The 26,121-nt window shown below is 48.5% G+C and carries 22 protein-coding genes; 16 read left to right on the top strand and 6 right to left on the bottom strand.

The window, feature by feature from the left end:
* The first annotated feature begins 352 nt into the window (after positions 1–352).
* Both glnA and serC read left to right on the top strand, forming a co-directional pair.
* Complete coding sequence (gene glnA, locus ACX93W_RS16040; RefSeq protein ID WP_459393381.1) at positions 353–1,777, top strand: type I glutamate--ammonia ligase; 1,425 nt, start codon at positions 353–355, stop codon at positions 1,775–1,777.
* Between the two features lie 255 nt (positions 1,778–2,032).
* Positions 2,033–3,118 (top strand): 3-phosphoserine/phosphohydroxythreonine transaminase, encoded by a 1,086-nt coding sequence (gene serC / locus ACX93W_RS16035; protein WP_459393380.1) that lies wholly within the window; start codon positions 2,033–2,035, stop codon positions 3,116–3,118.
* A 123-nt stretch (positions 3,119–3,241) separates the two neighbouring features.
* Here serC and ACX93W_RS16030 read toward each other — a convergent pair whose 3' ends face one another.
* Positions 3,242–3,967, bottom strand: a complete 726-nt coding sequence (locus tag ACX93W_RS16030) for a response regulator transcription factor (protein ID WP_459393379.1) — start codon at positions 3,965–3,967, stop codon at positions 3,242–3,244.
* A gap of 91 nt (positions 3,968–4,058) precedes the next feature.
* Here ACX93W_RS16030 and trmL point away from each other — a divergent pair, with 91 nt between their 5' ends.
* The 3 genes from trmL to ACX93W_RS16015 all read left to right on the top strand — a co-directional run bounded on the left by trmL (position 4,059) and on the right by ACX93W_RS16015 (position 6,511).
* The gene (gene trmL, locus ACX93W_RS16025) at positions 4,059–4,523 is read left to right on the top strand and encodes a tRNA (uridine(34)/cytosine(34)/5-carboxymethylaminomethyluridine(34)-2'-O)-methyltransferase TrmL (protein WP_459393378.1); all 465 of its coding nucleotides are present in this window, start codon (positions 4,059–4,061) and stop codon (positions 4,521–4,523) included.
* Between the two features lie 123 nt (positions 4,524–4,646).
* Positions 4,647–4,895: an AbrB/MazE/SpoVT family DNA-binding domain-containing protein gene (locus tag ACX93W_RS16020; protein WP_459393377.1), complete on the top strand. Its 249-nt coding sequence runs from the start codon at positions 4,647–4,649 to the stop codon at positions 4,893–4,895.
* A gap of 419 nt (positions 4,896–5,314) precedes the next feature.
* Entirely contained in the window at positions 5,315–6,511 is a 1,197-nt protein-coding gene (locus ACX93W_RS16015; protein WP_459393376.1) for an aminotransferase-like domain-containing protein, read from the top strand.
* Here the strand turns inward: ACX93W_RS16015 and ACX93W_RS16010 are convergent.
* On the bottom strand, positions 6,495–7,214 hold the full coding sequence (locus ACX93W_RS16010) for a DUF2161 family putative PD-(D/E)XK-type phosphodiesterase (RefSeq protein WP_459393551.1): 720 nt from the start codon (positions 7,212–7,214) through the stop codon (positions 6,495–6,497). The genes ACX93W_RS16015 and ACX93W_RS16010 overlap by 17 nt on opposite strands.
* Positions 7,215–7,620: 406 nt before the next feature.
* On the opposite strand from ACX93W_RS16010, the gene ACX93W_RS16005 reads away from it, so the two are divergent.
* From ACX93W_RS16005 to ACX93W_RS15985, 5 genes are all read left to right on the top strand, one after another.
* Positions 7,621–9,516 carry a PrkA family serine protein kinase gene (locus tag ACX93W_RS16005; RefSeq protein WP_459393375.1) on the top strand — a complete coding sequence of 632 codons (1,896 nt, stop codon included), beginning with the start codon at positions 7,621–7,623 and terminating at the stop codon, positions 9,514–9,516.
* A 233-nt stretch (positions 9,517–9,749) separates the two neighbouring features.
* Positions 9,750–11,207 carry a circularly permuted type 2 ATP-grasp protein gene (locus ACX93W_RS16000; RefSeq protein WP_459393374.1) on the top strand — a complete coding sequence of 486 codons (1,458 nt, stop codon included), beginning with the start codon at positions 9,750–9,752 and terminating at the stop codon, positions 11,205–11,207.
* Positions 11,208–11,224: 17 nt separating this feature from the next.
* A complete protein-coding gene (locus ACX93W_RS15995; RefSeq protein WP_459393373.1) occupies positions 11,225–12,217 on the top strand; it encodes an alpha-E domain-containing protein in 993 nt (330 codons plus the stop codon).
* Positions 12,214–13,110 (top strand): transglutaminase family protein, encoded by an 897-nt coding sequence (locus ACX93W_RS15990; RefSeq protein WP_459393372.1) that lies wholly within the window; start codon positions 12,214–12,216, stop codon positions 13,108–13,110. The genes ACX93W_RS15995 and ACX93W_RS15990 overlap by 4 nt, the downstream gene beginning before the upstream one ends.
* Positions 13,111–13,167: 57 nt before the next feature.
* Positions 13,168–13,794, top strand: a complete 627-nt coding sequence (locus tag ACX93W_RS15985) for a YhcN/YlaJ family sporulation lipoprotein (RefSeq protein ID WP_459393371.1) — start codon at positions 13,168–13,170, stop codon at positions 13,792–13,794.
* Between the two features lie 155 nt (positions 13,795–13,949).
* On the opposite strand, the gene ACX93W_RS15980 is transcribed toward ACX93W_RS15985, so the two are convergent.
* Positions 13,950–14,393, bottom strand: coding sequence for a WGxxGxxG family protein (locus ACX93W_RS15980; protein ID WP_459393370.1), 444 nt, complete (start codon positions 14,391–14,393; stop codon positions 13,950–13,952).
* Between the two features lie 379 nt (positions 14,394–14,772).
* On the opposite strand from ACX93W_RS15980, the gene ACX93W_RS15975 reads away from it, so the two are divergent.
* Both ACX93W_RS15975 and ACX93W_RS15970 read left to right on the top strand, forming a co-directional pair.
* Positions 14,773–15,384: a hypothetical protein gene (locus ACX93W_RS15975; RefSeq protein WP_459393369.1), complete on the top strand. Its 612-nt coding sequence runs from the start codon at positions 14,773–14,775 to the stop codon at positions 15,382–15,384.
* A 339-nt stretch (positions 15,385–15,723) separates the two neighbouring features.
* The gene (locus ACX93W_RS15970) at positions 15,724–16,572 is read left to right on the top strand and encodes a hypothetical protein (protein WP_459393368.1); all 849 of its coding nucleotides are present in this window, start codon (positions 15,724–15,726) and stop codon (positions 16,570–16,572) included.
* 69 nt (positions 16,573–16,641) lie between these two features.
* Here the strand turns inward: ACX93W_RS15970 and ACX93W_RS15965 are convergent, their stop codons facing one another.
* Complete coding sequence (locus ACX93W_RS15965; RefSeq protein ID WP_459393367.1) at positions 16,642–18,069, bottom strand: SpoVR family protein; 1,428 nt, start codon at positions 18,067–18,069, stop codon at positions 16,642–16,644.
* A 118-nt stretch (positions 18,070–18,187) separates the two neighbouring features.
* Positions 18,188–19,111, bottom strand: a complete 924-nt coding sequence (locus tag ACX93W_RS15960) for a GGDEF domain-containing protein (protein ID WP_459393366.1) — start codon at positions 19,109–19,111, stop codon at positions 18,188–18,190.
* A gap of 210 nt (positions 19,112–19,321) precedes the next feature.
* Here ACX93W_RS15960 and ACX93W_RS15955 point away from each other — a divergent pair, with 210 nt between their 5' ends.
* The 3 genes from ACX93W_RS15955 (at position 19,322) to ACX93W_RS15945 (ending at position 24,005) form a co-directional block, all read left to right on the top strand.
* On the top strand, positions 19,322–20,227 hold the full coding sequence (locus tag ACX93W_RS15955) for an ArsR/SmtB family transcription factor (protein ID WP_459393365.1): 906 nt from the start codon (positions 19,322–19,324) through the stop codon (positions 20,225–20,227).
* A gap of 99 nt (positions 20,228–20,326) precedes the next feature.
* Positions 20,327–22,174, top strand: coding sequence for an ABC transporter ATP-binding protein (locus ACX93W_RS15950; protein WP_459393364.1), 1,848 nt, complete (start codon positions 20,327–20,329; stop codon positions 22,172–22,174).
* On the top strand, positions 22,167–24,005 hold the full coding sequence (locus ACX93W_RS15945) for an ABC transporter ATP-binding protein (RefSeq protein ID WP_459393363.1): 1,839 nt from the start codon (positions 22,167–22,169) through the stop codon (positions 24,003–24,005). Before ACX93W_RS15950 ends, ACX93W_RS15945 begins: the two co-directional genes overlap by 8 nt.
* Before the next feature lie 8 nt (positions 24,006–24,013).
* On the opposite strand, the gene glsA is transcribed toward ACX93W_RS15945, so the two are convergent.
* Positions 24,014–24,970 carry a glutaminase A gene (gene glsA, locus ACX93W_RS15940; RefSeq protein WP_459393362.1) on the bottom strand — a complete coding sequence of 319 codons (957 nt, stop codon included), beginning with the start codon at positions 24,968–24,970 and terminating at the stop codon, positions 24,014–24,016.
* A 207-nt stretch (positions 24,971–25,177) separates the two neighbouring features.
* Between glsA and ACX93W_RS15935 the strand changes: the two genes are divergently transcribed.
* Entirely contained in the window at positions 25,178–25,783 is a 606-nt protein-coding gene (locus ACX93W_RS15935) for a hypothetical protein (RefSeq protein WP_459393361.1), read from the top strand.
* Positions 25,784–26,121 lie beyond the last annotated feature (338 nt).

Raw genomic sequence — 26,121 nt, 5'->3', positions numbered from 1 at the left:
CATCCAGCGTGTAATGAAACCGTCAGTTTCGCCCAAAAGGCGAGGCTGGCGGTTAAATGCGTTGTTTTCGAAAAATTCCATGTCAGAAAACGTTTACATGGAATTTTGGAAAATGGAAGGGAATTTTATAATCGCAGATATTTTAGCCAATTATGGGCGTAAAACAGGGGAAATGGCTATTTTTATTAGGCATTGGTCAAACTTGTAAGTATTCCTCACATTCTAATAAAAAATACCTGACATAGCTATTGACTGCTACATTGCGGAGTTTTATAATAACGACATGGTTCAGCAATTATTGAACGTTCGAGTGCGAAAATCAAGCTAATGTTCGGAAATGGAGGAAATTTAGATGTCAGTTGAAAAGGTTTTGGAACTAATTAAGGAAAACAACATTCAGTTCGTAGATTTCCGTTTTGTGAGCCTCGCCGGTGGCGCTCATCACATCACGTTGCCTGCTACAGAGGTGGACGCTGATACTTTCGTTAACGGCGTAGCTTTTGACGGTTCCTCGATTCCCGGTTTCCGCGGCATTGAAGAGTCCGATATGGTTATGATGCCAGACACTGAGTCGGTATTCGTAGACCCTTTCACTAGCCATCCAACCATTAACATCATGTGCAACATCTATACTCCAGACGGACAGCGTTATGACCGCGATCCGCGCAGCATTGCACAAAAAGCAGAAGAGTTCCTGCAAGCTAGCGGCGTAGGCACAGCAGCATTTTTCGCTCCTGAATCCGAGTTCTTCATTTTCGACGACGTTCGTTACGAAAGCTCGATGAACACTTCCTTCTTCTCGGTTGATTCCGAGGAAGCAGCATGGAATTCGGCTCGCAAGGAAGAAGGCGGCAACCTGGGCTTCAAAATCCCTGTAAAAGGCGGTTATGTGCCAGTTGCTCCAATCGATTCCCAACAAGACATCCGCAGCGAAATGGTTCGTCTGATGCAAGAATCCGGCCTGCGCGTTGAACGTCATCACCATGAGGTGGCGACAGCAGGTCAAGGCGAAATCAACTTCCGCTTCGACACGTTGACAAAAACAGCCGATAACCTTCTGAAATACAAATATATCATTCACAACGTTGCTCGCCAGTGGGGCAAAGTGGCAACATTCATGCCAAAACCGCTGTTTGGCGATAACGGAAGCGGCATGCACGTTCACTCTTCCATCTTCAACGGCGATACTCCTTTGTTCTATGACAAAGAAGCTTACGCCAACCTGAGCACATTGGCTATGAACTACATCGCGGGCATCCTGCACCACGCGCCTGCTCTGATCGCTTTGACTAACCCGAGCACAAACTCCTTCAAACGTCTGGTTCCTGGCTACGAAGCACCAGTTAACCTGGTATTCTCCAAAGGCAACCGTTCCGCTGCAGTTCGTATTCCGATCGCAGCTGTGACGCCTAAAGGCTGTCGTATCGAGTTCCGTACTCCGGACTCCACTGCTAACCCTTACCTGGCATTTGCAGCTATGCTGCTTGCAGGTCTGGACGGCATCAAGAAAGGTCTTGATCCAGTTGCTCTGGGTTATGGTCCTTTCGACAAAAACATCTACGAGCTTCCTGAAGAAGAGAAAAAAGAAATCCGCAGCGTTCCAGGCACTCTGGACGAAGCGCTTGACGCTCTTGAAGCGGATTCCGCATTCCTTACTGAAGGCGGAGTATTCTCCCAGGACTTCATCGATAACTATGTGGCTTTCAAACGCCAAGAAGCAAAAGCGGTTAACATTCGTGTTCATCCGCATGAATACAGCCTCTACTTCGGTTGCTAATAAGCAGTTGAATGGAAACAAAGCGGGCCTGCAAAGGCCCGCTTATTCCATTTGTACCGACCATGTCAGGTTTAGTGCCCTGTTGCCATAAGTAATGTATATCCGAATATTCTATTAACTATAATATAATTTTGTTCGACTTTCGCTGTTCTTTGTGACAAATTGACTTGATACGACTCCTTAAACTTGCTATCATAGCGATATCATGTACGCAGTGGTGTCATGCACTTTATAGAAGGACGGGAGAGAAGGACGATGACCAGAGCTTATAATTTCAATGCAGGACCCGCAGCTATTCCGCTCGAAGTGCTGCAGCAAGCCCAGGAGCAGTTTGTTGATTACCAGGGAGCAGGCATGTCCATTATGGAAATGTCGCATAGAAGCACTTTTTATGAGCAGGTTAATAACGAGACGCAAGACCTGATGCGCGAGTTGTTCCAGATTCCGGACAATTACCAAGTGCTGCTGCTTCAAGGCGGCGCCAGCACGCAATTTGCGATGCTGCCGATGAATCTGTTGACTCCCGGCAAGGTCGGCGCTTATGTCCAGACTGGTGCATGGGCCGACAAAGCGATCAAAGAGGCAAAACTGATTGGTGAAACGGCCGTTGCCGCTTCGACGGCATCCGACAGCTTTATGCGTGTGCCGCGCCTTGATGAAATTGTTGTTCCGGACAATGCGGCTTATCTTCATGTTACATCCAATGAAACGATCGGCGGAACCCAGTTCCATGAATTCCCGGATGCGGGCAGCGTGCCGCTGGTTTCGGATATGTCCAGCGATATTTTGTCCCGTCCGGTTGACATCAGCAAATTCGGCTTGATCTATGCCGGCGCTCAAAAAAATCTGGGTCCTTCCGGCGTAACGGTTGTTATCATCCGTGATGATTTGGCTGCAAACAGCCCTAAGAGCATTCCGGCTATGCTCCGTTACGATACCCACGCCAAAGCCAAGTCGCTTTACAACACGCCACCGTCCTTCTCCGTGTTTATGATGGGACTTGTGCTGAAATGGATTAAAGGTAAAGGCGGAGTCGCCCAACTGGATCAACTGAACCGCGACAAGACAGGCCTGATCTATGACACAATCGACGGCAGCGGCGGTTTCTACAAGGGCTGTGCCCATACCGACAGCCGCTCCATTATGAACGTAACGTTCCGGATGGCGAACGAAGAGCTGGAGAAGCTGTTTGTGAAACAATCCGAAGCGGAAGGTTTTGTTGGATTGAAGGGCCATCGCGATGTTGGCGGCTTGCGTGCTTCCACCTACAATGCCGTAACATTGGAGAGCTGTCAGGCGCTTGCGCAATTCATGAAGGAATTCCAGCAGAAAAACGGCTAATGCGGCTAGACAAGGCAAGCTAATCCGTTAAATGGTCATCGTTTGGAAAAACGATGAAAAAAAACCGCCCCTCCTCTCTGTTATAGAGCGGGAAGGGGCGGTATTCATTGAGGGGCCGCTTTTTTATGCGCGGGAGGCCTCCAGAGATTCGTTGCGGCCTGGCACGTTAAGCTTGTAGCCAACGTTGCGGACCGTCATGATATATTCCGGCGTGCGGGCATTTTGCTCGATTTTGTCGCGCAGATGGCTGATATGCACATCCACGATCCGGGTGTCGCCGAGAAAGTGATAGTCCCATACGCCATGCAGCAGTTGCTGCCGGCTGAGCACTTTTCCTTTGTGTTTGCAGAGGAAGAGAAGCAGTTCAAATTCCTTCGGCGTCAAATCCACGGAATTGCCTTCAACCAGCACTTCGCGCTGCTGCTCCAGCACCTGCATGCCGCCAATATCGTACACATTGTCCTCTTGAGTGCCGGGCATGGTCTGCAAACGGCGGAACAATGCGCCGATCCGGGAGATCAGCTCCTGAGGGCTAAACGGCTTGGTCATGTAGTCGTCCGCTCCGTTGTCGAGTCCCGCAATTTTGTCGCTGATGTCCTGCAGCGCTGTAAGCATGATGATCGGCACTTCGTTTTTCTGATCCCGCAGCGTGCGGCAGACCTGAATGCCGTTCATTTTCGGCAGCATCAAATCAAGTACAATCAGGTCGGGGCGAAACGGCTTTAGCTGGTCAAACACTGCTTCTCCGTCGCCTACGCATCTGACGTCATAACCGGCAAGCTTTAAGTTAAACTCAATCAACATGGCGATAGATGGTTCGTCATCTACAACCAGTACCTTTTTTTTCATCAGCTGCTCTCCTTCGCGCCTTCATTACTTTCTTATTATGAAGAAATATATTTTGCGCTGGATTAACTGAACGTAAAGGGCGTGTAAAATCGTGTCATTTCACATTGTGCTGGTGGAGCCGGAAATTCCGGCCAACACGGGCAATATCGCAAGAACCTGTGCCGCGACGGGCACTCATCTGCATTTGGTCAGGCCGCTGGGCTTTCAAACCGACGACCGGACGCTGAAGCGCGCCGGACTGGATTATTGGCATGCTGTAAACGTCCATTATCATGACTCCTTCGACGAGGTGCGGGAGCAGTTTCCGGAAAGCCGCTTTTTCTTTGCCAGCACCCGGGCCAGCAAGGTGTATTCCGAGTTTTCGTATCAGGACGGCGATTTTTTTGTATTTGGCAAAGAAACGAAAGGACTGCCTCAGGAGCTGATCGATGCAAACCTGCAGACGTGTATCCGAATGCCTATGACTGATGCGGTTCGTTCGCTTAACTTGTCCAATTCCGCAGCTATTGTTCTATATGAGGCTTTCCGTCAAGTTTCCTTTGCCGGGTTAAAGTAATTGCGTGAAAATTACAATTTAATTCGACAGGAAGGAATTGTCCATTTCTTGTCGAAAGTATATTATCTCATAAGCAAGGTTTCTCAATTGCTGACAAATCCAGACATAAAAGAGGTGAATGTGATGAAACCGGCAGGTGTTGTAAGAAAAGTAGACCAGCTTGGACGTATTGTGCTTCCCAAATCTTTGCGCAAACGATATTTGATGAACGAGGGCGACCCCGTTGAAATATTCGTTCAGGGTGATCACATCATTCTTGAAAGGTACCGTCCCAAATGTGTATTCTGCGGCTCTATGAACGAGGTGCAGGAATTCAAGGAACGTTCCGTGTGCTCCGAGTGCATGGGAGAGATGGGCTTCCTGAAGCGTTAGTATGGCAGTTCAAAAAGTCCGACTTCCATTACGAAACATGCCTAGCGGCATAATCGACGTCGAATATGAGCCATCTTCCCGGCACTGAAAACCGAACTTTTTGAACAGAATTTTAGAAACAAAAAAAATGAAGCTTTCCGGCTCCAGCAATCGCTGACCGGAAAGCTTCATTTGTTTCAAACAGGGTTTTACAATCCGCTTGTTTTGTCGTCATTATAGGAACTGGTCAAAATCGCGGTAAGGAATAAAACCAAAACAGTCATCACGATCCAGAAATTCATTCCTTAGACACCTCCAATGAACTATGTTCATTATACCCAATTGTGGCGAAAAAGAAAACTTTAAATGTAACGAACACCTTGATATGATATAGGATATGAGGAAAGAAGACAGCATTTTGACGGAGAGGGCGAACCGATATGGAATACCGATTTTCATCCAGAGTTTCACAGCTTACATCGTCCGCGGTTAGAGATATTCTAAAGCTGACGCAAGGCAAAGATATGATATCATTTGCGGGCGGACTGCCCGCTGAGGAACTGTTTCCGGTAGACGCCGTCCGCGAGGCGTCGGATCGCGTTTTTCGGTCCGGTCCCGGCGTTTTGCAATATGGCCTGACAGAAGGCTACACGCCTCTGAGGGAGCAGCTCTGCGAACGGATGGGCAGGAAGGGCATGCCGGTAAATCCGGATGAAATGCTTATTACAACGGGTTCTCAACAAGCAATTTATCAGTTGGTGGGCGTGCTGACGGAGCCTGGCGATACGGTGCTGGTCGAAATGCCGACCTACTTGTCGAGCCTCCAGGTATTTGCTCTTCACGGCGTTCAGACGGCGGCGGTGGAAAGCGATGAAGACGGCATGATACCGGAATATGCGGAAGAAATGATTAAACGCCATAAGCCCAAGCTGCTTTACGCGGTAATGACTTTTGGCAATCCTACCGGACGAGTGTGGAGCGTGGAGCGCCGCAAGGCTATTCTGGACATTTGCCGTAAATACGGAGTATTGATTATCGAAGACGATCCTTACGGAGACATTAAATTTAATCCGGAGGAATCCATTCCTACATTGTTTTCGCTGGAAGGAAAGGCTCAGGACAGCATTGTTGTATATACGGGCAGCTTCTCCAAAACTGTGGCGCCGGCTCTGCGCACGGGCTGGGCTATGGGCGACAAGCGCATTATGGCGATGGCGGCCAAAGCGAAGCAAGCAGCGGATTTGCATTCCAGCATGCTGGACCAGCAAATATTAAGCCAGCTGTTGAGCTTTTTTGATCTGGATGGACATATTGCAACCATCTCCAGAGAATACGGCAGCCGCATGCTGGAGATGCACCGGTTGCTGGAGCAGGCGGCTCTGCCGGGCGTTAAATGGCAGAAAGCCCGCGGCGGAATGTTTCTCTGGCTGGAGCTGCCGGAGGGACTGGATGCGGAGGCGCTGCTGCGTTGCGCCGTTCAGAAGGGCGTGGCGTTTGTGCCGGGAAGCCCGTTTTATGCGTCTTCCCCCAAACGCAATACGGCCCGTCTGAACTTTACGCATAACACGGGAGAACGCACTGCTGCAGGTGTTGCCCGCTTTGCGGAAGCGATCGGAGAGTTCACGGCCCGAAGCTGATGCCTTCGGCCCAATTTCCCAATACATCGCGATATTCTTTCAGTGCTTCCTCGCCCTGCGGCAGCAGGGCGTATTTTCCGCGTTCTACCCTTTGGAACCAGCCGTAGTAATTCGCCCGCAGCATCTGTCCGCTATTGCTGAGGCCGGTTGCTGCGGCAATCTCTCTGGGGGCGCTGGGACCGCTCTGCTGTAGCACGTAAGCGCAACGAAGCGCCTTTTCGCGATAGGCGGTAACAAGCTTGCGTCCGGTGCTGCCGCCGACGTTGTAATCGCCGCTTCGCTCCCGGAATTCCGTCAGAAGCCGATTGCGCTTGCTGGGTCGTTTTCCTCTGACGGGGGGATCGCCAGGCTGCACTAACATGTCTATGACAGGAGCTTTTGTTTTGTAAAAGGTAATAGTCATAAGGCCTAGCCCAAGCATCCGGCAGAGCTCCGCCAAATCCCCGAAGCGCTGGTTGTGCGCGCCGCTTTTTTTGCGGTTTCGCTCCACGGCCAGAACGACGTTGGCATATAAGCGCATGCGTTCAATCCCTTGCAGCAGCAAGGCGAGATTGAACGTTTTTTTCATTTCAACGATGATTGTTTCACCGTGCTGGGGATGAATCGCAACCAGGTCGCAATGCATCACCTCGCTTTTTACCTCAAAGCCCATTCCTTCATAAAACTTCTTGATGGGCGGATACAGCTCTTCCTCTTTTGCCACGGCCAATTGCGTTCTTTCTCCTTTCCCGGAACCTTCCTATATAAGTTGAACAAAAGAATATCAGCGAAGGGGGCCGGCGTGTGAAAAGTTCTTACGATCGCAGTTGTTCCCAGATTTCCCTGAATGATTGGGGCTAATGGTGAAATCCGGGAACACAAGCGAACGCTTGAAACGTTCTGGAAGAACGTCACTTCGTAAGCATACGCTTTTCTCCAGAACCATTCACACCCTGGCCTGTCACTTGTTGCTATTGTTCAACTTATATGCATTCTCTTTTATTATAGCAGGGGTAACAAAATAGTGGTCAATTTCCGGCTCGAATAAGCATAGGTATTTAATACTTCATTAAAAAGTGCAAGTTCCAAACAGAGACAGGGAAAGCGGAAGATGCGGGAGGAGGCACGACATGGATATTTTTAAACGGATATCGCAATATCAGGCGGAAAGTGAAAGGTTGGCATGGAGCGGGAGCTTTAAGGAATATATTCAATTGTTGAAAAACGATCCTTCTCCTGCCATGACTGCGCATTCGCGTGTATACGAAATGATGAAGTCGTACGGTATCGAAGAGAATAACGGCCGAAAGACGTACAAATTTTTTGAGCAGGAAATTTTTGGTCTGGATCGCGCGGTCGAAAAGCTGGTGGAGGAGTATTTCCATTCCTCGGCCAGGAGGCTGGATGTGCGCAAGCGGATTCTGCTACTGATGGGACCCGTCAGCGGGGGGAAATCTACGATTGTAACGATGCTCAAAAAAGGGCTTGAGAAATTTTCGAGAACGGAACGCGGGGCAATCTACGCGATTAAAGGCTGCCCGATGCACGAGGAGCCGCTGCACCTCATACCGCATGAGCTGAGACCGGAAATCCAGAGGGAGCTTGATGTTCGCATTGAAGGCAATTTGTGCCCTTCATGCCAGATGAGGCTTGCGACGGAATATGGCGGCAATATCGAAAACGTGCAGGTGGAGAGGGTGTTTATCTCCGAGGATAACCGGGTGGGAATCGGGACATTCAGTCCCTCCGATCCCAAATCGCAGGATATTGCCGACCTGACGGGAAGCATCGATTTTTCCACCATTACGGAATACGGCTCGGAATCCGATCCTCGCGCGTACCGGTTTGACGGAGAATTGAATAAAGCGAACCGGGGCTTGATGGAGTTCCAGGAAATGCTCAAATGCGATGAGAAGTTTCTGTGGAATTTGTTATCCCTGACGCAAGAAGGCAATTTCAAAGCGGGCAGATTTGCGTTAATTAGCGCCGATGAGCTCATAATCGCCCACACGAACGAGTCGGAGTACAAAGCCTTCATCAGCAACAAAAAAAATGAGGCTCTGCAATCCCGCATGATCGTAATGCCTATCCCTTATAATCTCAAGGTGTCGGAGGAAGAGAAAATATACGCCAAGCTGATCTCCCAGAGCGATATGAGGCATATCCATATTGCTCCGCATGCCCTGAAGGCTGCGGCGATTTTCTCCATCTTGACCAGATTGAAGGAAACGAAAAAACAAGGCATGGATTTAGTCAAAAAAATGCGGATGTACGATGGCGAAGAGGTCGAAGGCTTCAAAGAAGCGGATTTGAAGGAAATGCAAAATGAATATATCGAAGAGGGCATGTCGGGCATCGATCCCCGTTATGTCATCAACCGTATATCCAGCGCGCTTATTAAAGGCGATATGCAGTGCATTAACGCCCTGGACGTTCTGCGGGCGCTCAAGGACGGATTGGATCAGCATCCTTCTATAACGAAGGATGAGCGGGAGCGGTACTTGAATTTTATATCGATTGCTCGCAAAGAATACGATACGCTCGCCAAAAAAGAAATCCAGAAAGCATTTGTGTATTCCTTTGAGGAATCCGCGCGTACGCTGTTCGAAAATTACCTCGACAATATTGAAGCTTATTGCAACTGGCTCAAAATTAAAGATCCCCTTACGGGAGAGGAGATGGACCCCGACGAGCGATTGATGCGTTCCATTGAGGAGCAAATCGGCATTTCGGAAAACGCCAAAAAAGCATTCCGCGAGGAAATCCTGATTCGGATATCCACCTACTCCCGCAAAAACAAAAAGTTCGATTTTACAAGCCATGAGCGGTTAAGGGAAGCGGTAGAGAAAAAGCTGTTTGCGGATCTTAAGGATATTGTAAAAATCACGACATCAACCAAAACGCCGGACGAAAACCAGCTCAAACGCATTAATGAAGTAACCAAACGATTGATCGACGACCATCTGTATTGCCCGGTTTGCGCCAATGAGCTTCTAAGGTATGTGGGCAGCTTGCTTAACCGGTAGCCAACATTTCATCCAGTAGAGGAACTCGATTGCCGAGCTCCTCTTTTTTCATGTCAAATAAGTTGACACAAAATTTGGAATCCTGTATGATAATCCTAACAATCAACTATAGTTGAGTATATAATGTTAGGTTTTAAGACGTTTAATTGACATAATTTGAGGTGATGTTGAGGGAGAGACAGGCTAAAAACAGATGATCAGTATTTTCAGCCATCAAGAAGGAGGCGGTTGTCATGTCGACGGCCAAAAAGTCGCAAGCTCAATTTTACGATGCACAAACGTTTTATGACGAGATGTACGACAGAGACTCCTCCGTTCGCCCTCATTATGGAGCTATTCATCGCTTGTTCGGAGCGATGAAGCCGGCGGAGCTTGCCATGAGGCAGCAGGCCATTAATCAACGGATGCTGGAGGAAGGCATTACCTTTACGCTCTACAGCGAATCGCAAAAGGAACCGCTGGAGCGCACCATCCCCTTTGATTTTATTCCGCGCGTCATTCCAAAGCATGAATGGGAGCTTGTTGACCGGGGGGTTAAACAGAGAATCAAGGCGCTAAACGCCTTTGTCCATGATATCTATCATGAAGGGCGCATCGTAACGGATGGCGTAATCCCAAGGCGGATGATTGTTTCCAACACCTATTTTCGTCCGGAAATGGCAGGTCTGGAGGTGCCCGGCGGGGTTTATATTACCGCTTCCGGCATCGACTTGATTCGGGATGAGAAGGGACGGTATTTCGTGCTGGAGGACAATCTTCGTTCGCCGTCCGGATTTTCGTACCTGTTCAAGGGCAGAACGCTGATGAGCGAATTATTTCATGATTTGTATCTCGCAAGCTCCGTGCAAAGCATTGACCGCAGCCTGAATTGTTTCTTGAGCTCGCTCCGCAGTCTTGCGCCTAACGGAAAAACCGACCCGCTTATTGTGCTTCTGACGCCTGGGGCATATAACTCCGCATATTACGAGCATACTTTTTTGGCTCAGCAGCTGGGCATTCACCTTGTAGAAGGACGCGATCTGGTTTATAAGGATCACAAAATCTACCTTCGCGATTTGCGCGGTTTGCGCCAGGTCGACGTAATCTATCGGCGCATCGACGATCATTTTCTGGACCCGCTGTCCTTCCATCCGGATTCCTTGCTTGGAGTGCCTGGTTTGATGAATGCATATCGCGCCGGCAATGTAGCGATCGCCAATGCCCCCGGAACGGGCGTAGCGGATGACAAGGCTGTTTATGCCTATGTGCCGGATATGATCCGGTATTATTTGAAGGAAGAGCCGATTCTCCACAATGTGCCAACTTATATTTTGACGCGCAAGGAAGAAAGAGAATACGTGCTGGAGCATCTCGGCGAGCTGGTTGTCAAGGAAACCTCTCTGTCAGGGGGCTACGGCATGCTCATTGGTCCCAGCGCAACATCCAAGGAAATTGCGGCGTTTGCCGAAGCCATCAAGCGCGAGCCCTCCCGTTATATTGCCCAAACCACCATGAAACTCTCCCAAGCGCCTGTGATGGTAGATGGAGCCATGACTCCAAGACATATCGATCTGAGAGCATTTGCCCTGATGGGCAATGAAAGTCATGTTATACCCGGCGGCTTAACCCGAGTGGCGATGCAGCAGGGTTCGTTAGTCGTCAATTCGTCGCAGGGCGGCGGAGTGAAGGATACCTGGGTGCTTAACCGATGAATTAGGGAGGGTTTCTTATGCTGAATCGGAATGCGGAGGCTTTATTCTGGATTGGAAGATATATGGAGCGCGCTGAAAATCATGCCAGGCTGATCGACGTGCATTATCATATGCAAATGGATCAGGATGCTTTGATTGAATCCCAGTCCGACGGGGATACGGAAGGGCATTATTCCAAGTGGCATCGCATCGTGGATGCGTTAGGGAGCCGCGAAGCCTACGAAAACACGTATGGGGCCTATACCGAGCAGTATGTGCTGTATTACACGACGCTGGACCGCGACAACGCCAACTCGCTGGTGTCTTGCGTCAGCCATGCCCGGGCCAACGTTCGGACGCTTCGCGAAAAATTGCCTAGCGAGCTGTGGGATACAACCAACGCCTTTTACCTTTGGCTGAGGGAGAAGCAGCCGGATGAAATGATGAGGGAATCGCCGCATTTGTTCTATGGCAAAATCAAGGAATGGACCGCACAGTTCCAGGGATTAAGCCAATCCGTCATGCCGAGAGAAAATGAATGGCATTTTATTGAATGCGGACGTTATTTGGAACGCGGCGAAAACACCCTTCGCATTATCCGCTCTGCCATGCTGACCTCGGCTCACGAAGGCTGGAATAACGCAGATGCCTATCCCTATTTGCAGGCGGTGCTTAAATCGGTCAGCGGCTACCAGGCTTTCCGCCGTTATTATGCCGATGGGCTATCCGTTCATGCGATTCTGGAATTTGTGGTGCTCAGCAGCGTATTTCCGCGTTCGCTTCAATTCGCTCTATATATGCTGGATGACCATATGCGCTCCATTGAGCTGCAGGATCGCGCTCTCCGGGTTGAGCATGACCGGATCCTGCGGCAGGTAGGCAAGATGCGGGCAGATCTGGCCTGTCTGGAACGCGATGATCTGGCAATCGATTCTGAAGGAGCGATTGTTCTCCATTTGCTGAACTCGTTTCAGCAGCTGGGCACTTTTTTTGCCAAAACCTTTTTTCGCATGGGGGAGGCAAGCGCATGAAGCTGCACATTACGCATGTCACGCAATACGAATATCCGGACAGCGTGACGGACAGTGTCAATGAAATCCGGCTGACGCCAAGCACCAATGAGCGCCAATCCTGCTATCAGCAATCCATCAGCATTGAGCCTAACGCTTCCTTGTTTAGCTATGAGGACTATTTTGGCAATCGGGTTCATTCCTTCTCCGTCAATGGGCCTCATAAACGGCTGGCGATCAAAACGGCCATGACCGTCGTGACCAAAGGGGCTCGCAGCGAGGAGGAGCGAAGCCAATATCTGAACCGCTGCTCCATGGAGGACTCCTGGAGATGGCTGAGGAGCGATGAAGCGGGGGATCGCTATGCGGAATTTCTGCTTGAAACGGAGTATACATTCATAACCCCGGAGGTCAAAGCTTTTGCCAACGGGATTCAGGTGCCGCCTCCGGGCGCCGAGGGAAGCCACTGCGTGCTGGATTGGCTGAGCGGACTAAGCAGCCTGATCCGGGAGCAGTTTCAGTATGATCCCGAGGCTACGACCGTCGAAACAACGACCTCCGAGATGTTTCAACGCCAGCGCGGCGTATGTCAGGATTTCGCCCATCTGATGATTGCATCAGCCCGATCGGTCGGCATTCCGGCGCGATATGTGAGCGGCTATCATTTTGTCGGCGACCTGCAGGGGGGCAATGCGGATTTTCAGCAGGCGTCCCATGCATGGGTGGAGGCATACGTTCCTTCCCTGGGCTGGTGCAGCTTCGATCCCACCAATGCGGACCCCGTCGGCGAGCGTTACGTGAAGCTGGGGCATGGCAGGGATTATAAAGATATCGTGCCCGTTAAAGGTGTTTATCGGGGGACGGGAGAACAGCGGCTAAGCGTGGTCGTTGATGTCCGAAAGCTGGAGGAGTAAAATGTATTAAAATATGCATCTCTGTACATGTTAATTCGTATACGGAGGTGCAGAAATATGAAACGGAGTATAAAATTGGGTGCTTCTTTAAGCATGCTGGGATTAATTCTAGCGGCAACCGCGGGATGCGGGGACACCGGCAACAACTATGGAAACAATTATGAATCACTGCAGGATGGCCGCCGAAGCCATTATGTCTCCCCGGAAGCGTTAAATGACCAAGGAGACCGCCCCCCGTTATCCTACCGCGATAATGGCAGCCCGAGGGCTTTGAATGACGGGCAGCCAGGTTTAAATGGCCGTCAGCAGCCATTGGGTACCGGCATGGAAAACGGAAGCAATGCAGGAACCAGAGTGACGCCGAGTCAATTAGCTGCTATTGCGGAAGCTGTTCCCGCCGTTGAATCCGCCGTTGTGCTGATGACGGATACCGATGTTGCCGTGGGCATTACGCTTCAACAAAACGGAAATCGCCGCATCATTGAAAAGCAAGTCATATCCGCATTGCACTCGCAATACGGCGAATATAATTACCATGTTACCGCCGATGCGCAGCTATACCGAATCATTCAAAGCGGCGACCATAAAGCATTGGATTCCGGCGACCGTGTGCGAATTGCGGCATTAAACGGAACAATGAACGAGTTGATTGATGATATTGCGAAAACCCAGATCAGACGATAAAACAAGTTTCAACTATTATAAAAACAAAAATCAGAAGCTGCAAATAAAGCCCAGCTATCAAACAAATCCTCCAAACTCGTCCGTTCGCGGCGGCGGTTTGGAGGATTTGTTGTTTTTTATCTCAGCTGTCGCACTTTTATTGGCTGTACTGAAATTTACGCGCGGTCGCGGTCGCGGCTTCTCATGCCGGCAAGACCGATCAAGCCCAGAAGTCCAAGCCAGCCCCAGTTGAAGTTCCGATTCGTTGTCGCAGTCGTTGTCGTTGCCGCATTGGTGCGGTAACGGCCGTTATTCATCGTGTTGACACGGTTTGTTCCTGCATAGCCGTCCGTTCCAAACGTACGATTTACGCCGTTTTCGACATTGTTCATGGCGCGATTCATGCCATTTTCCATTCGGTTCATACCACGGTTCAAGTTATTTTCGGCTCTGTTCATCATATTGCCATCGGTAGAGGTGCGGTTGTAGTTAGCCGCATTGTCCATTTGCGAAACATTAGCGGTTAATGCGTCTACGCCATTGTGTGCGCTGGCTGCCGGCAGCGCGATGGCGAAGGTAAAGCAAGTCATAATAATGGCAAGCAATCCTGCTTTTTTCATGGTTCAGCAAACTCCCTTTCATGGTGTGATGATCTTTCCGGCTTAGTTTGGCCCCGTTGCCGCAACGTATGCATGCAATCCTATACATAAGCCATGCCAGATTTTTCAGGTGGGGGAGTTTTTTTATGTATGAGATGAACGTTATTTATTACTACTCGTAAGTTTGAGGAAGACCATGCTTGCTCATGTACAAAAGGTAAGTACGGTGATCAAATCGGGATTTAACAGCTATCGGAATACCCCTCTGTCCCACATTTTCTCATCTCGGTTATAGGCAAGCACTGATTTCTGTTATGAGCCCAATTTTGTGGAATTTTTTTAAGAAAATGCAACCAAGCTCCTTTTTTTAGTGTTATTTATTGTGAGGCACTAGCGTTTTTTGAAACTTCCAACTATTTTAATGTTAAGTTTATTACTGATTTTTTCATTGAATTCCACAGTTTTTGCTCATGCTGAATATGGTAATTCAACAGAACGTCCAACTCCTGGTACTGCTCCAGATAACGGGGTATTAGAAAGTCCAGGCGGCATTCTTGATGAACTAGCCATTGATAACATAATTACTCCATTCCATATCAGTTTAACACCACACGTTCATGAAGTTATTAATATATTTAATACTTATGATGGATATACAGATGTGGGTGAGGTTTCAAGTGGATACAATGGAAAATCATCCATGGATAATATAAGCTTCTCAATAACAAGGGTTGTTAGTAATGGATGGAATGTAGATATTGGATTTTCTAAAAATGTTATTGATGCTGCAGTTGGATATAACTCTACATGGTCAACCGAAAAGTCTTTTGCTTATTCGTCGGATGTTAATCCTTATAAAACCGTTCATATTGGATATCAAGATTGGTTTCATGTTAAAGAATTTAATGTTAAAACTGACTGGGCGCTTTCACCTACAACAATAAAGACAGATTATGGTACTGGATGGTCGAAACAATGGTATAAGTATCATTTTTATTCTTGGGAAACATAATTAATTTATCATTTAAAAGCTAATATTGTTTTAATACTCCCTTATTTTGAAGCGACAATAATTATTTATCTTGGATTATTGATTTATCTGTTAACTTTTAAGCCTGTTCTATGAGATTTGCTATTTAAGGTATTGAATCCGATAAGAGGACTTATGTCAATATGTAAATTAAAGCTTCATAATATTGCATAACCTCTTATTGGGTTATCTATTAATGGTGAGCTGGAGACAGCGCTCAAAGATGGCTTGTACATTTAGTTGGAATATAAATTTTTAATATAAATAATTTTAAAGTATTAATTTTTACCTAAATAAGTATATTTAAGGGTGAAGTTGTGAATGAGCAATAAAACTATAAAAAGCTTACTAATATTGCTGGTATTAATACTGATGATTACCCCATCATGCTCTAAACAAAGTTTGAATGTAGAGAGCAAAGAATACAATCAAAAATTCTTTGTTGAGTGGGATTCATATTTAGCAATGTTCTCTGACGAGCAAATAAATATTGACTTGTCATTTATCGAATTTAATAAAAATGAAAAAAGAAAAAAAGATTCTACAGCTGAAAAGTATAAATTTGTTAGTGAAAATGGGATAGAATATCCGGTTACTCTGATAAACGAAATTGAAAGTGAAGTCGAACGTGAATACTCATTATTAACGTATGTTCTGAGAATTAGTGGTTTATCAATAGGTGAACATTCTCTAACAGAATTTGTTATTGAAGACTCGGAAAATGAGTTCACGTATAATATTGGTCAAATAAAAGTTGATGTTATTGATAGCGGTAAAAGATATGATGAAATTTCATTAGGCAAACATTCTGTTCAAGGAAGCGTTTTTGATTGGTATAGGAGTGAAATGAAAAATGAAACCATCAATAATATTTGTATTGCAGATATGTACATCAATTTGTCTATTTTAGTTGATATAGATATTACTGCATCAAGAGATTTTAATAATTTCGATAATCCTGTTGATCGGTGCTTAAATGCTAATGAAACAAAAGCTTTTGAGTTTCAATTTCAATATGACGAAACGATAAATGAATTTGTTTCAATTAAACCGATTGTTAGAATTAAAAACGAAGATAAAATATTAATCATGCCACGAGTAGTTTATTCCAAGCCCTTTAAATCACATGAGGAAATTATCAATTTAATAAATAATCTTGGCACCAATTAAAGCGGCAAATTGGATTTTTGGCCAAAACTACACCCCCATTGGATTGGTCCGTGGGGGTGATGTTTACACTCACAAAAACTTCCGGCTAACCTTTTTCCCGTCGTACACGAAAACTAATGGTTTATCCTCAACAATCGTTTCCAGATAGACGTTTTTCCCCCATAGCTTGTAAACATAAGGCAACGTCCGTTCCACATACCTCAAATCCAGCTCCACGCCTTCAAATTGATGAAATAAATATAAGTCCCCGTTGCGCAAATAGTCGCCGTCTTTTACGACCAGGTAAGGAAACCCTCCGTTTACGCGAGAATAAGCAAGCTGGTCCCGGATATTTTCCCACGTTTTATCGGTTATTTTCCATTCCGGCCCCTTTTTTTCGAATACATACAAATCCAGCTCCTCCACCAATTCCTTCGTTAAATAATTGCGAATAAAGGAAATGTCGGCATCATGCTCGCGAACCTCAAACATTTTTTCTCTTCCGTGTCCGGGCTTCCGTCCAAATCGCTCAATTTCTTCTTGATTGGGATTATCCCAGCGCTTCTCTATGTCTTCGAATATTTTGAGGCCAAGGTAATAGGGATTAAGCGAGTGGCGCGAAGGCTGAACGACAGAGGAATTCAGCTTGGCGTATTCTACTGTTTCCCCGGACGTCAGGTCGAGCTCCCGCATAATTCGCTGGTGAAAAAAGCTGGCCCAGCCTTCATTCATAATTTTGGTTTCGATCTGCGCCCAGAAATAGAGCATCTCATCGCGAAGCATCGTTAAAATATCGCGCTGCCAAGGCTCCAGAACCGTGGAGTATTCTTCGATGAACCACATGATGTCCTTTTCAGGACGGGGAGGAAAGGAAACTGCCGGCTCCGGCTGCTGCGCCTGATCCCGTTCCTCCAGCGACCATAAATCGTCATATGGCGTTGAGAGGGGTTCTGTTTTTGCAGGCGAGCGGTTTTTCATGGAGGTAATATAATCGTCCTTTGACATTCGGTAAGGCTTGACGATGGAGGGGTCCACATGCTCCTGAACGGCAAGAACGGCATCGATAAACTCCTCCACAACCAGCGTGCCGTGCGCCATTTCATAGTCACGAATGCGCTCCGCCGTCGCGGTCATGCTTTCGACCATATTCCGGTTTGTTTTGGAGAAGCGGGCGTTGTTTTTGAAAAAATCGCAATGGGCAAGTACATGGGCAACAATCAGCTTGTTCTGGACAAGGGAGTTGCTGTCGAGCAGGAAGGCATAACAAGGATCGGAGTTGATGACAAGCTCATAAATTTTGCTCAGTCCAAAATCGTATTGCATTTTCATCTTATTGAACGTTTTGCCAAAGCTCCAATGACTGAAGCGCGTGGGCATGCCGTATGCTCCAAACGTATAGATAATATCGGATGGACAAATTTCATAACGCATGGGGTAAAAATCAAGGCCGAGACCGGTTGCGATTTCCGTAATTTCAGCAATGGCGTATTCCAGCTTTTTAAGATCCGTGGATGACATTCCAATTCCTCCGATCGATATCCAGTTCCCGATAGGACATTAATAATGTCTCATACCCATGTGTATGTACGAGTGGGATGGTATATGAAGCGGAGAATCCAATTTGGCGCTGTTCCGATTAACTCTTGCGTTTGCGCTTTGCGGCATACATGTCCTGGTCCGCTTGGGCAATCAGCTCCTCCAAGGTGAGTGCGCCGCCTGTATGAAATCGGCTTCCGGCGCTAATGCCAACGTGAACCTGAGAATGTCCAATACCGATGGGTTCCTCCATTGCCGCCGCTATTTTATTCGTAATGAGCACCAGCGTCTCTTCATGGTCCAAATGAGGGAACAAAATCAGGAACTCATCGCCGCCGTATCGAATCGGCACATCGCTTTTCCGCACATTGCAGCGCAGTCGTTCCGCCACCTGGATCAGGATTGAATCCCCGGCATCATGTCCAAAGCGGTCATTCATTTCCTTGAAGTTGTCCAGATCGACAAACAATACGCTGTAATGCCGATCGGCGGCATTTTGCTTCAAATAGGACAGATATCGGCGATTAAACAGACCAGTTAGGCTATCCGTCAAGCTGGCAGCTTCAAGGTCGGCGTTGTACGCCATCAGCGATGCCATGTTGCTTAAAGCCTGCTTGATTTCCGGTTTCAGCGCGATCGGCGAGGAATGGACCAGACACAAACCGGGATAGTTGGGGGTTCCTTCGCCAGGAAGCGCGGACAAATATAGAAGGGACTTGTCCTTCAATGATTCGGCAAGAGGAGATGTGCCAAGCCAGACGCTGTCATTCACCCGGTCAGTCGTAATGCAGCCAGCGGCGGCCGTTCTGCCGTTCGCAGCCAAACACGGCTCAAGGCGGTCGCGAAATGGAGGCAAAAAGGCGTGTGGAGCAAGCCAGGTTTCCCGGTTATTGACTGCGGCAATGACAAAATAACCCGACTCCTGGCTGCGGCATACAGCAAGCGAATCGATATCGGCCAAGGCGTTTGCGATTTGAAGCACAGCCGAAGCAGCCTCTTCCGGAGAACGGATATTTTGATACAAAAGGATCATCTCCCTAATCGAGGTTGTTCACACACATAAACAGGTCATGCTGCATTAGTATTCCGATTTTCGGCGCGGTTAGACACTCGGTTATGGGAAACTGGAATTGTTGACTATATTTCCAATCATCAATACTATAGAAATACCAAGTTATGAAGACAATGCGAGAATGAAGAGGAATCAAGCCGCAGCGCGGGAAGGATGAACGGAATGATTGAAGCGGGCAGTGACCGCAAATGGCTGCCTTTGTATGAGGCATTGGCCAGTGATGTAAGGCTATCCATTGTGGAGCTTCTGGCGGAGCAGTCCATGAATGTCAAAGATATCGCCTCCGCGTTAGGCCTGAGCAGCGCTATTGTGACCATGCATATCCGCAAGCTTGAGACGGCCGGACTGGTGGAAACCAGAATGGTCCGCAAGGACGGAGGCACTCACAAAATGTGCACGCTCTCGGAACACTCTATCAAAATACAGCTGCCCAGAAAAACGGACAGCAGTCTTAAATATCATGAAACCTTCGTTCCGATCGGACATTACTCGGAATGCGAGGTGCATCCTACTTGCGGCATAGCGACAACTCAGCGAATGATCGGCCAGTTTGATGATCCGCGCTATTTTATGGAGCCGCAGCGCATGCATGCCGGTATTTTGTGGTTTGGCCACGGCTATCTGGACTACAGGCTTCCTAACTACTTGTTGCCGGGACAACGTCCGCGCATGGTGGAGATTACTCTGGAACTAGGTTCTGAGGCTCCCGGCTTCAGGGAGCATTGGCCTTCCGATATCAGCTTTGAGCTTAACGGAATGCCGCTTGGCGTCTGGACCAGCCCGGGAGATTACGGTAAACAGCGGGGCCGTTATTCGCCGGAATGGTGGCCTGAGTTTATTAATCAATACGGGCTGCTTAAGCAGATTTCGGTTCAGGAGGATGGAACATTTGTTGACGGACAAAAGCTTTCGGACTGCGGAATCGGCAATATCGGGCTGGATCGCAACCTGTGGAGCTTCCGGATTGGCGTTAAGCCGGATGCGGTTCACAGGGGAGGGCTGACGTTATATGGCAGCGGCTTCGGCAATTACAGCCAGGATATCAAGTTTAAGGTCTATTACGAGTAAAATAAGGAAGGCCGTCTTTCATTTAAGTGGCCGTTCTGCTTTGCGAAAATGAGGTATTGAACGCACGCTTTAAGATGGTGAATGGGAGGTGCTGTTAGCTTGCGGGTTGTGTTCGCGTATTTATCCAAATACCGAGCGGCGGCTTTTGTGGCCGTCCTGCTTATGTTCCTGGAGCTGCTTGTCGAGCTGCTTCAGCCTTATTTGATTGCCAAAATGATTGACGAAGGCATCGTTCCCAACCGAAGCGACACGGTGCTGTTTTGGGGCGGCTTAATGCTGGTATGCTCCCTGATCGCATTTGCGGTTGGCATTATGAGCTCCTTCTATGCGGCGCATGTCAGCCAAAGCTTTGGTTTTGATTTACGTCAATCTCTTTATAGCAAGGTTCAGGATTTTTCGTTCCCCCAATTCGGGCGATTCCAGGTTTCCTCACTAATTACCCGGTTGACCAATGACGTTCAGCAGCTGCAAAATACAGTGTTTATGGGACTTCGCATTATGCTTCGGGCTCCCCTGTTCGTTATTGGCAGCGTTATCATGTCGCTTCTCGTCAACCCGTCGCTGGCGCTGTGGTTTATTGCCGGCTTGCCTTTTCTTTGCATTTTTTTGGCTTGGGTATTGAAGCGGGGCGAGTCATTGTTCAGCGCCGTTCAAAGCCAGCTGGACAGGGTGAATGGCGTTATCCAGCAAAATTTGATCGGCATGCGCCTTATCCGCGTTTTTGTCCGTATGCGACATGAAGGCGTCAAATTTAATAAAGCAAGCGGCGAGTTGACCGACCGGACGATTGTTGCCCTGAGGTTTACGGAGCTGACGATGCCGATCATTTTGCTGGTAATGAATACATGCATCATTTTGGTATTGTGGTTTGGAAAAGTGGGGGTTGATACCGGTTCGGCTTCGTTAGGAGAAATTGTGGCAATTGTGAATTACGCTACCCGGACGACCGGCGCGCTTTCTCTGATGTCCATGATTGTTGTGGCGTTTTCCCGGGGACGCGCGTCGGCGCAGCGCATTTCGGAGGTTGAGCTTGCTTCTGCCGATACGGCAACAAATGTGGACAACGCTGTTAAAGTAGAAAGAGTGGGCAGAGCAAACATTGCGGACAGCGCATACGGAGTGGACGATGTCAATTACGCAAACAGCGAAGACGGCGCAAGCAACGTAAGCACTGAAAATATCAATGGCATATCGCGTCCATTGAAGGGAGCCGTTGAATTCCGGCAAGCAAGTTTCCGTTATCCGGATTCCGATGTCAATGTGCTTCATGATATAACCTTTGCGGCGCGCGCCGGAGAAACCTTCGCCATCATGGGTTCTACGGGTTCCGGCAAAACCTCGCTGCTCGGGTTGATTCCCCGGCTCTACGAAACCGATGAGGGAGAGGTGTTGGTTGACGGCATAAACAATCGGGAGATTAGGCTGGAGACCTTGCGCCGGCAAATCGGGTATGTGCCGCAAGAGATCATGTTGTTCTCAGGCACGGTTGCCGAAAATATCGCTTGGGGCAAAAGGAATGCCTCTCTTGACGAAATCAAGGATGCCGCAAAGCGGGCCCAAATTCATGAAACGATTATGAAGCTGCCTTTGCAATACGACACCGTTATCGGGCAAAAAGGCGTCAACCTGTCCGGGGGACAGAAGCAGCGGTTGTCCATTGCGAGGGCATTGGTTCGAAAACCCGCTATTCTTTTGCTGGATGACTGCACCAGCGCCCTGGATGTCAGAACGGAATCGGCGCTGTTAGCCGAGCTTAAAGAGCTGGAATGCACCATATTTCTGGTTACGCAAAAAATCAGCTCCACTGCAAATGCCGACGCGATTTTGCTCATGGATGACGGGAAGCTTCTGGCTAGCGGAAGCCATCATGATTTGATGCAAAGCTCGCAGTTGTACCGGCGAATTTACGAGTCTCAATATGGAAAGGCGGGTGTGGGGAATGCTTGAGAAGCTTAAGGAGCCATTTAAGTATCCCTTTCCCGCCAAAGCTGGTGGAGACACCAGCAATAAAGGGGATAAAAAACGCCAGGCCAGAGCTCGGGATATGGGCGGAACCGTTAAGCGGATATGGGGATATTTGCTTCGTCATCGGGTCCGGTTGGGTTTGGTCGCGATTCTTATCGTGATCAGCTCGGGGCTTTCTTTGCTGGGTCCGTATTTGGCAGGCGTGGCGATCGACCGGTTTATCGACGGGGGAGAAGGCGGGTTTGGCATCTTTTTGTTTGCCATGGGCGCGGTATACGGCATTCAATCGCTTACCGTCTGGTTTCAGAGCATCTGGATGATCGCCGTTTCCCAACGCGTCGTGCTGCAGATGAGGACGGAGCTGTTCACCCGCTTTCATCGGTTGCCCATTCCTTTTTTTGGCAAGCGCCAGCAAGGAGAGCTGATGAGCCGCGCCACCAATGATATCGAAAATGTGAGCGCAACGCTGAACAGCTCGCTGATCCAGCTGTTTTCCAGCGCCTTGCTGCTGGTTGGCATCGTTGTTGTGATGCTGCTGCTTAGCCCTCTTTTGACCCTGATCACGTTTGCGGTCGTGCCGTTGATGTTTCTTGGCATGAAGTGGATTACAAACCGGACAAGCGTCATGTTTAAGGCGCAGCAGAGGAACATCGGGGATTTGAACGGGTTTGTGGAAGAGACGTTGTCCGGCCAAAGCATTATAAAAGCGTTTTCCCGGGAAAATGAGGTTAAAACGCAATTTGGCGTCTTTAATGAAAGAATACATCTGTCCGGATTTTGGGCGCAGGCGATTTCGGGCTTTATTCCAAAGCTTATGAACGGCCTGAACAACTTTAGCTTTGCGTTGATCGCAGGGGCGGGTTCCTTGTTAGTGCTTAATGGCAGCTCTGCTGTTACGGTCGGAACAATCGTTATTTTCGCGGAATATTCCAGACAGTTTACGCGGCCGCTGAACGATCTCGCCAACCAATGGAACACGCTGCTGTCAGCGGTGGCAGGGGCTGAACGCGTCTTTCAAATCATGGATGAAGAGGCGGAGGATAAGGATGAAGCGGGATCGACCGAAATCCGGCATGTAGTCGGAAAAGTAGAGTTTTGCGATGTGACCTTTAGCTACGATGCGGGGAGGCAAACGCTCCGCAATGTCAGCTTTGAAGCTTCGCCCGGGGAAATTATTGCATTTGTGGGACCAACGGGGGCAGGCAAAACAACGCTGATCCAGCTATTGTGCCGCTTCTATGAGCCGGATTCCGGCCAAATCCTGCTGGATGACGCCAACATAGCCACGATTAAGCGCGAAAATCTGAGATCCCATATGGCGTTTGTGCTTCAGGATCCCTTCCTGTTCGAAGGCACGATCCGTGAAAACATCCGGTACGGCAGGCTGGACGCAACGGACGAGGAAGTTGTTGAAGCTGCAAAGCTGGCTAATGCGCATTCTTTTATCTTCAGGATGAAGGGCGGTTACGATGCGATGCTTAAGCTGGACGGCGGGGGAATCAGCCAGGGGCAAAAACAGCTGCTTGCCATTGCCAGAGCGATCTTGGCCGAACCATCGGTTCTTGTGCTCGATGAAGCGACCAGCAGTATCGATACGGTTACCGAAATCAAAATTCAAGAGGCTTTGCAGCGCTTGATGAAAGGAAGGACAAGCTTTGTTATCGCCCATCGCCTTAATACGATTACGCAAGCGGACCGGATTGTCGTGCTTCAGGACGGTTCCGTAAGCGAACAAGGCACCCTTGAGGAGCTGCTGAGGAACGACGGCTTCTACAGCAGCCTCGTCAAAGGGCGGCATATTGATCCTGAATAAAATGGCTCCTAGAACAAGCTCCAGTCCATTCCTTTGGACATGGTCTCAAGCAGATGGACGCCTGCGCTGCTGTTTCCTTTGGGATTAAGGGCCGGACCAAGTACTCCAATGCCGTATTTTCCCGGCACAAGGGTAAGAATGCCGCCTGCGACTCCGCTTTTTGCCGGGAGCCCGACTTGAATCGCAAACTGTCCCGACGCGTTATACATGCCGCAGGTAACCATAAAGGTTTTGGCGATTTGGACATAACGCCGAGGGATAATGGCCGTGCCTGTAATGGGATCACGTCCGCCCGAGGCGAGTACAAGCGCCATGCGGGCCAGGTCGCTGCAGGTTGCATTAATGGAGCAATGTTTGAAATAAACCTCAAGCACCTCATCGACCGGACAAGCAAGCACTCCTTTGTCCTTCAGGAAATACGCCATGGAACGGTTTAAATCCGCCGATGCCGTTTCGGAGCGAAAAACGTCGTGATCGTAATCCAGCTTATCGTTGCCCGCCAATAAACGGAAAAACTGCAGAATGCGCTCTGATTTTTCCTCTGGGCCGTTTCCTTTAATCAAGGATGAAATGACGATCGCTCCCGCATTGATCATGGGGTTAAACGGAATGCTTGGCTGTACAAGCTCAAGCTTGAGCATGGAATTGAAGTGATCGCCCGTTGGCTCCATCCCCACTTTGTCGAAAACGGCCTCTTCGCCTCTATCCATTAATGCCAGCAACAGTGTAAACACCTTGGAAATGCTTTGCAAGGTGAAGGTCACGCCGCAGTCGCCGGCCGAAAGGGAGCGTCCGGAAGCGTCTATGACGTGAACGCCAAGATGATCCCCTGACGCTTTGGACAATTCAGGGATATAGGAGGCTACTTTCCCATCGCGGCAAAATTGCCGGTTTTCCTGGAGCCATACGGGAAGCTTTTCCCGGAGGCGGTCAAATTCATGGTCGAGCACTTCGGCATTGGACATGGCGGTGTAGTCTCCTTTTAGAGGTTGTTCAAATAGTCCGCTCCTTGATTTCTAGCTTCATTCCATCTTCCCGGTACTGAAAACCGGATTTTTTGAACTCGCAATTTTAACGGCCTTTAACTTTGAATGGTGTTCATAACCTATACTTTATATGAAATGTTTATGCCGGATCAATCTCCTGGAGCGCGGGAAATAGGGAGGAAATTTATGAAGCGTTTTATTGATGAACCCCCTTATAGGTACAATTTTTATTCCGTATTGAAGCGGGGCGAGCCTGTTGATGTTAAATGCGCACGCTGCGGCGGCTATGCCTGCATAACCGCAGGGGATAACAAAGTGGAATGGAGATGCTTTTGCTGTTATGCGAAGGAAGGGGAGAAGCCTCTCTACCAGTATCGCGCCAAAGAAAACTGCAGCTTGTGCCAACGCTGGTTTAACGTAGAAGTGACGGATAAAATGAAAATCTTTCATAGCCAGATCCATGTGGAGTGTCCGCATTGCGGAAGCTTGAATCAGTGCGAGCTGCAGCGAAACGAGGCGTATAGAGGCTATTACCGGGATATCAGGAATGGACGAGATCCCTTGTTCGGCATGGAGCTATATTTCTCCGATTACGTGCGGGGAAAGGCGATATGGGCGCTCAACCGGCCGCATCTGAATTATTTGATCTCCTATATTTCAGCAGACTTGCGGCTCAGAGGCGGGGATGCGCCACTCAAGACGGCCAGCCACTTTTTGCCCGCCTACATGAAGCTTGCCAAAAACCGAGCTGCCATGGTTCGGGCATTAACCAAGCTGCAATTCAAGAGCTAGGGCGACACTCCCTAATTCAGAGCACAATGTAAGGTTTGCGTATTCTTTTTAAGTTTTTTTGAAAAAAAGTGTTGACTATCAATTGCCGCCCATGGTATATTCTATTTCCGGCCAATAAATAACCGCTGAAACAAACCGGGCTCAAAACTTTCTTTTAAAAAAGGACTTGCGCCTTGGTGGTAAATATGGTAGGATAACAAACGTTGTGAAAATAATTGTTCTTTGAAAACTGAACAACGAGTGAAACTGCCCTGTTTAATCTCCTTGAGAAGCAGCAATGCTTCAAGGGATCAAATGGATAAAGCAACACGTAATGAGCAAGTCAAACACTTTTATGG

Source organism: Paenibacillus sp. CAU 1782, assembly GCF_054551715.1.
The sequence above is the reverse complement of the archived record's forward strand: the minus strand, read 5'-3'. Positions and strand labels throughout refer to the sequence as shown.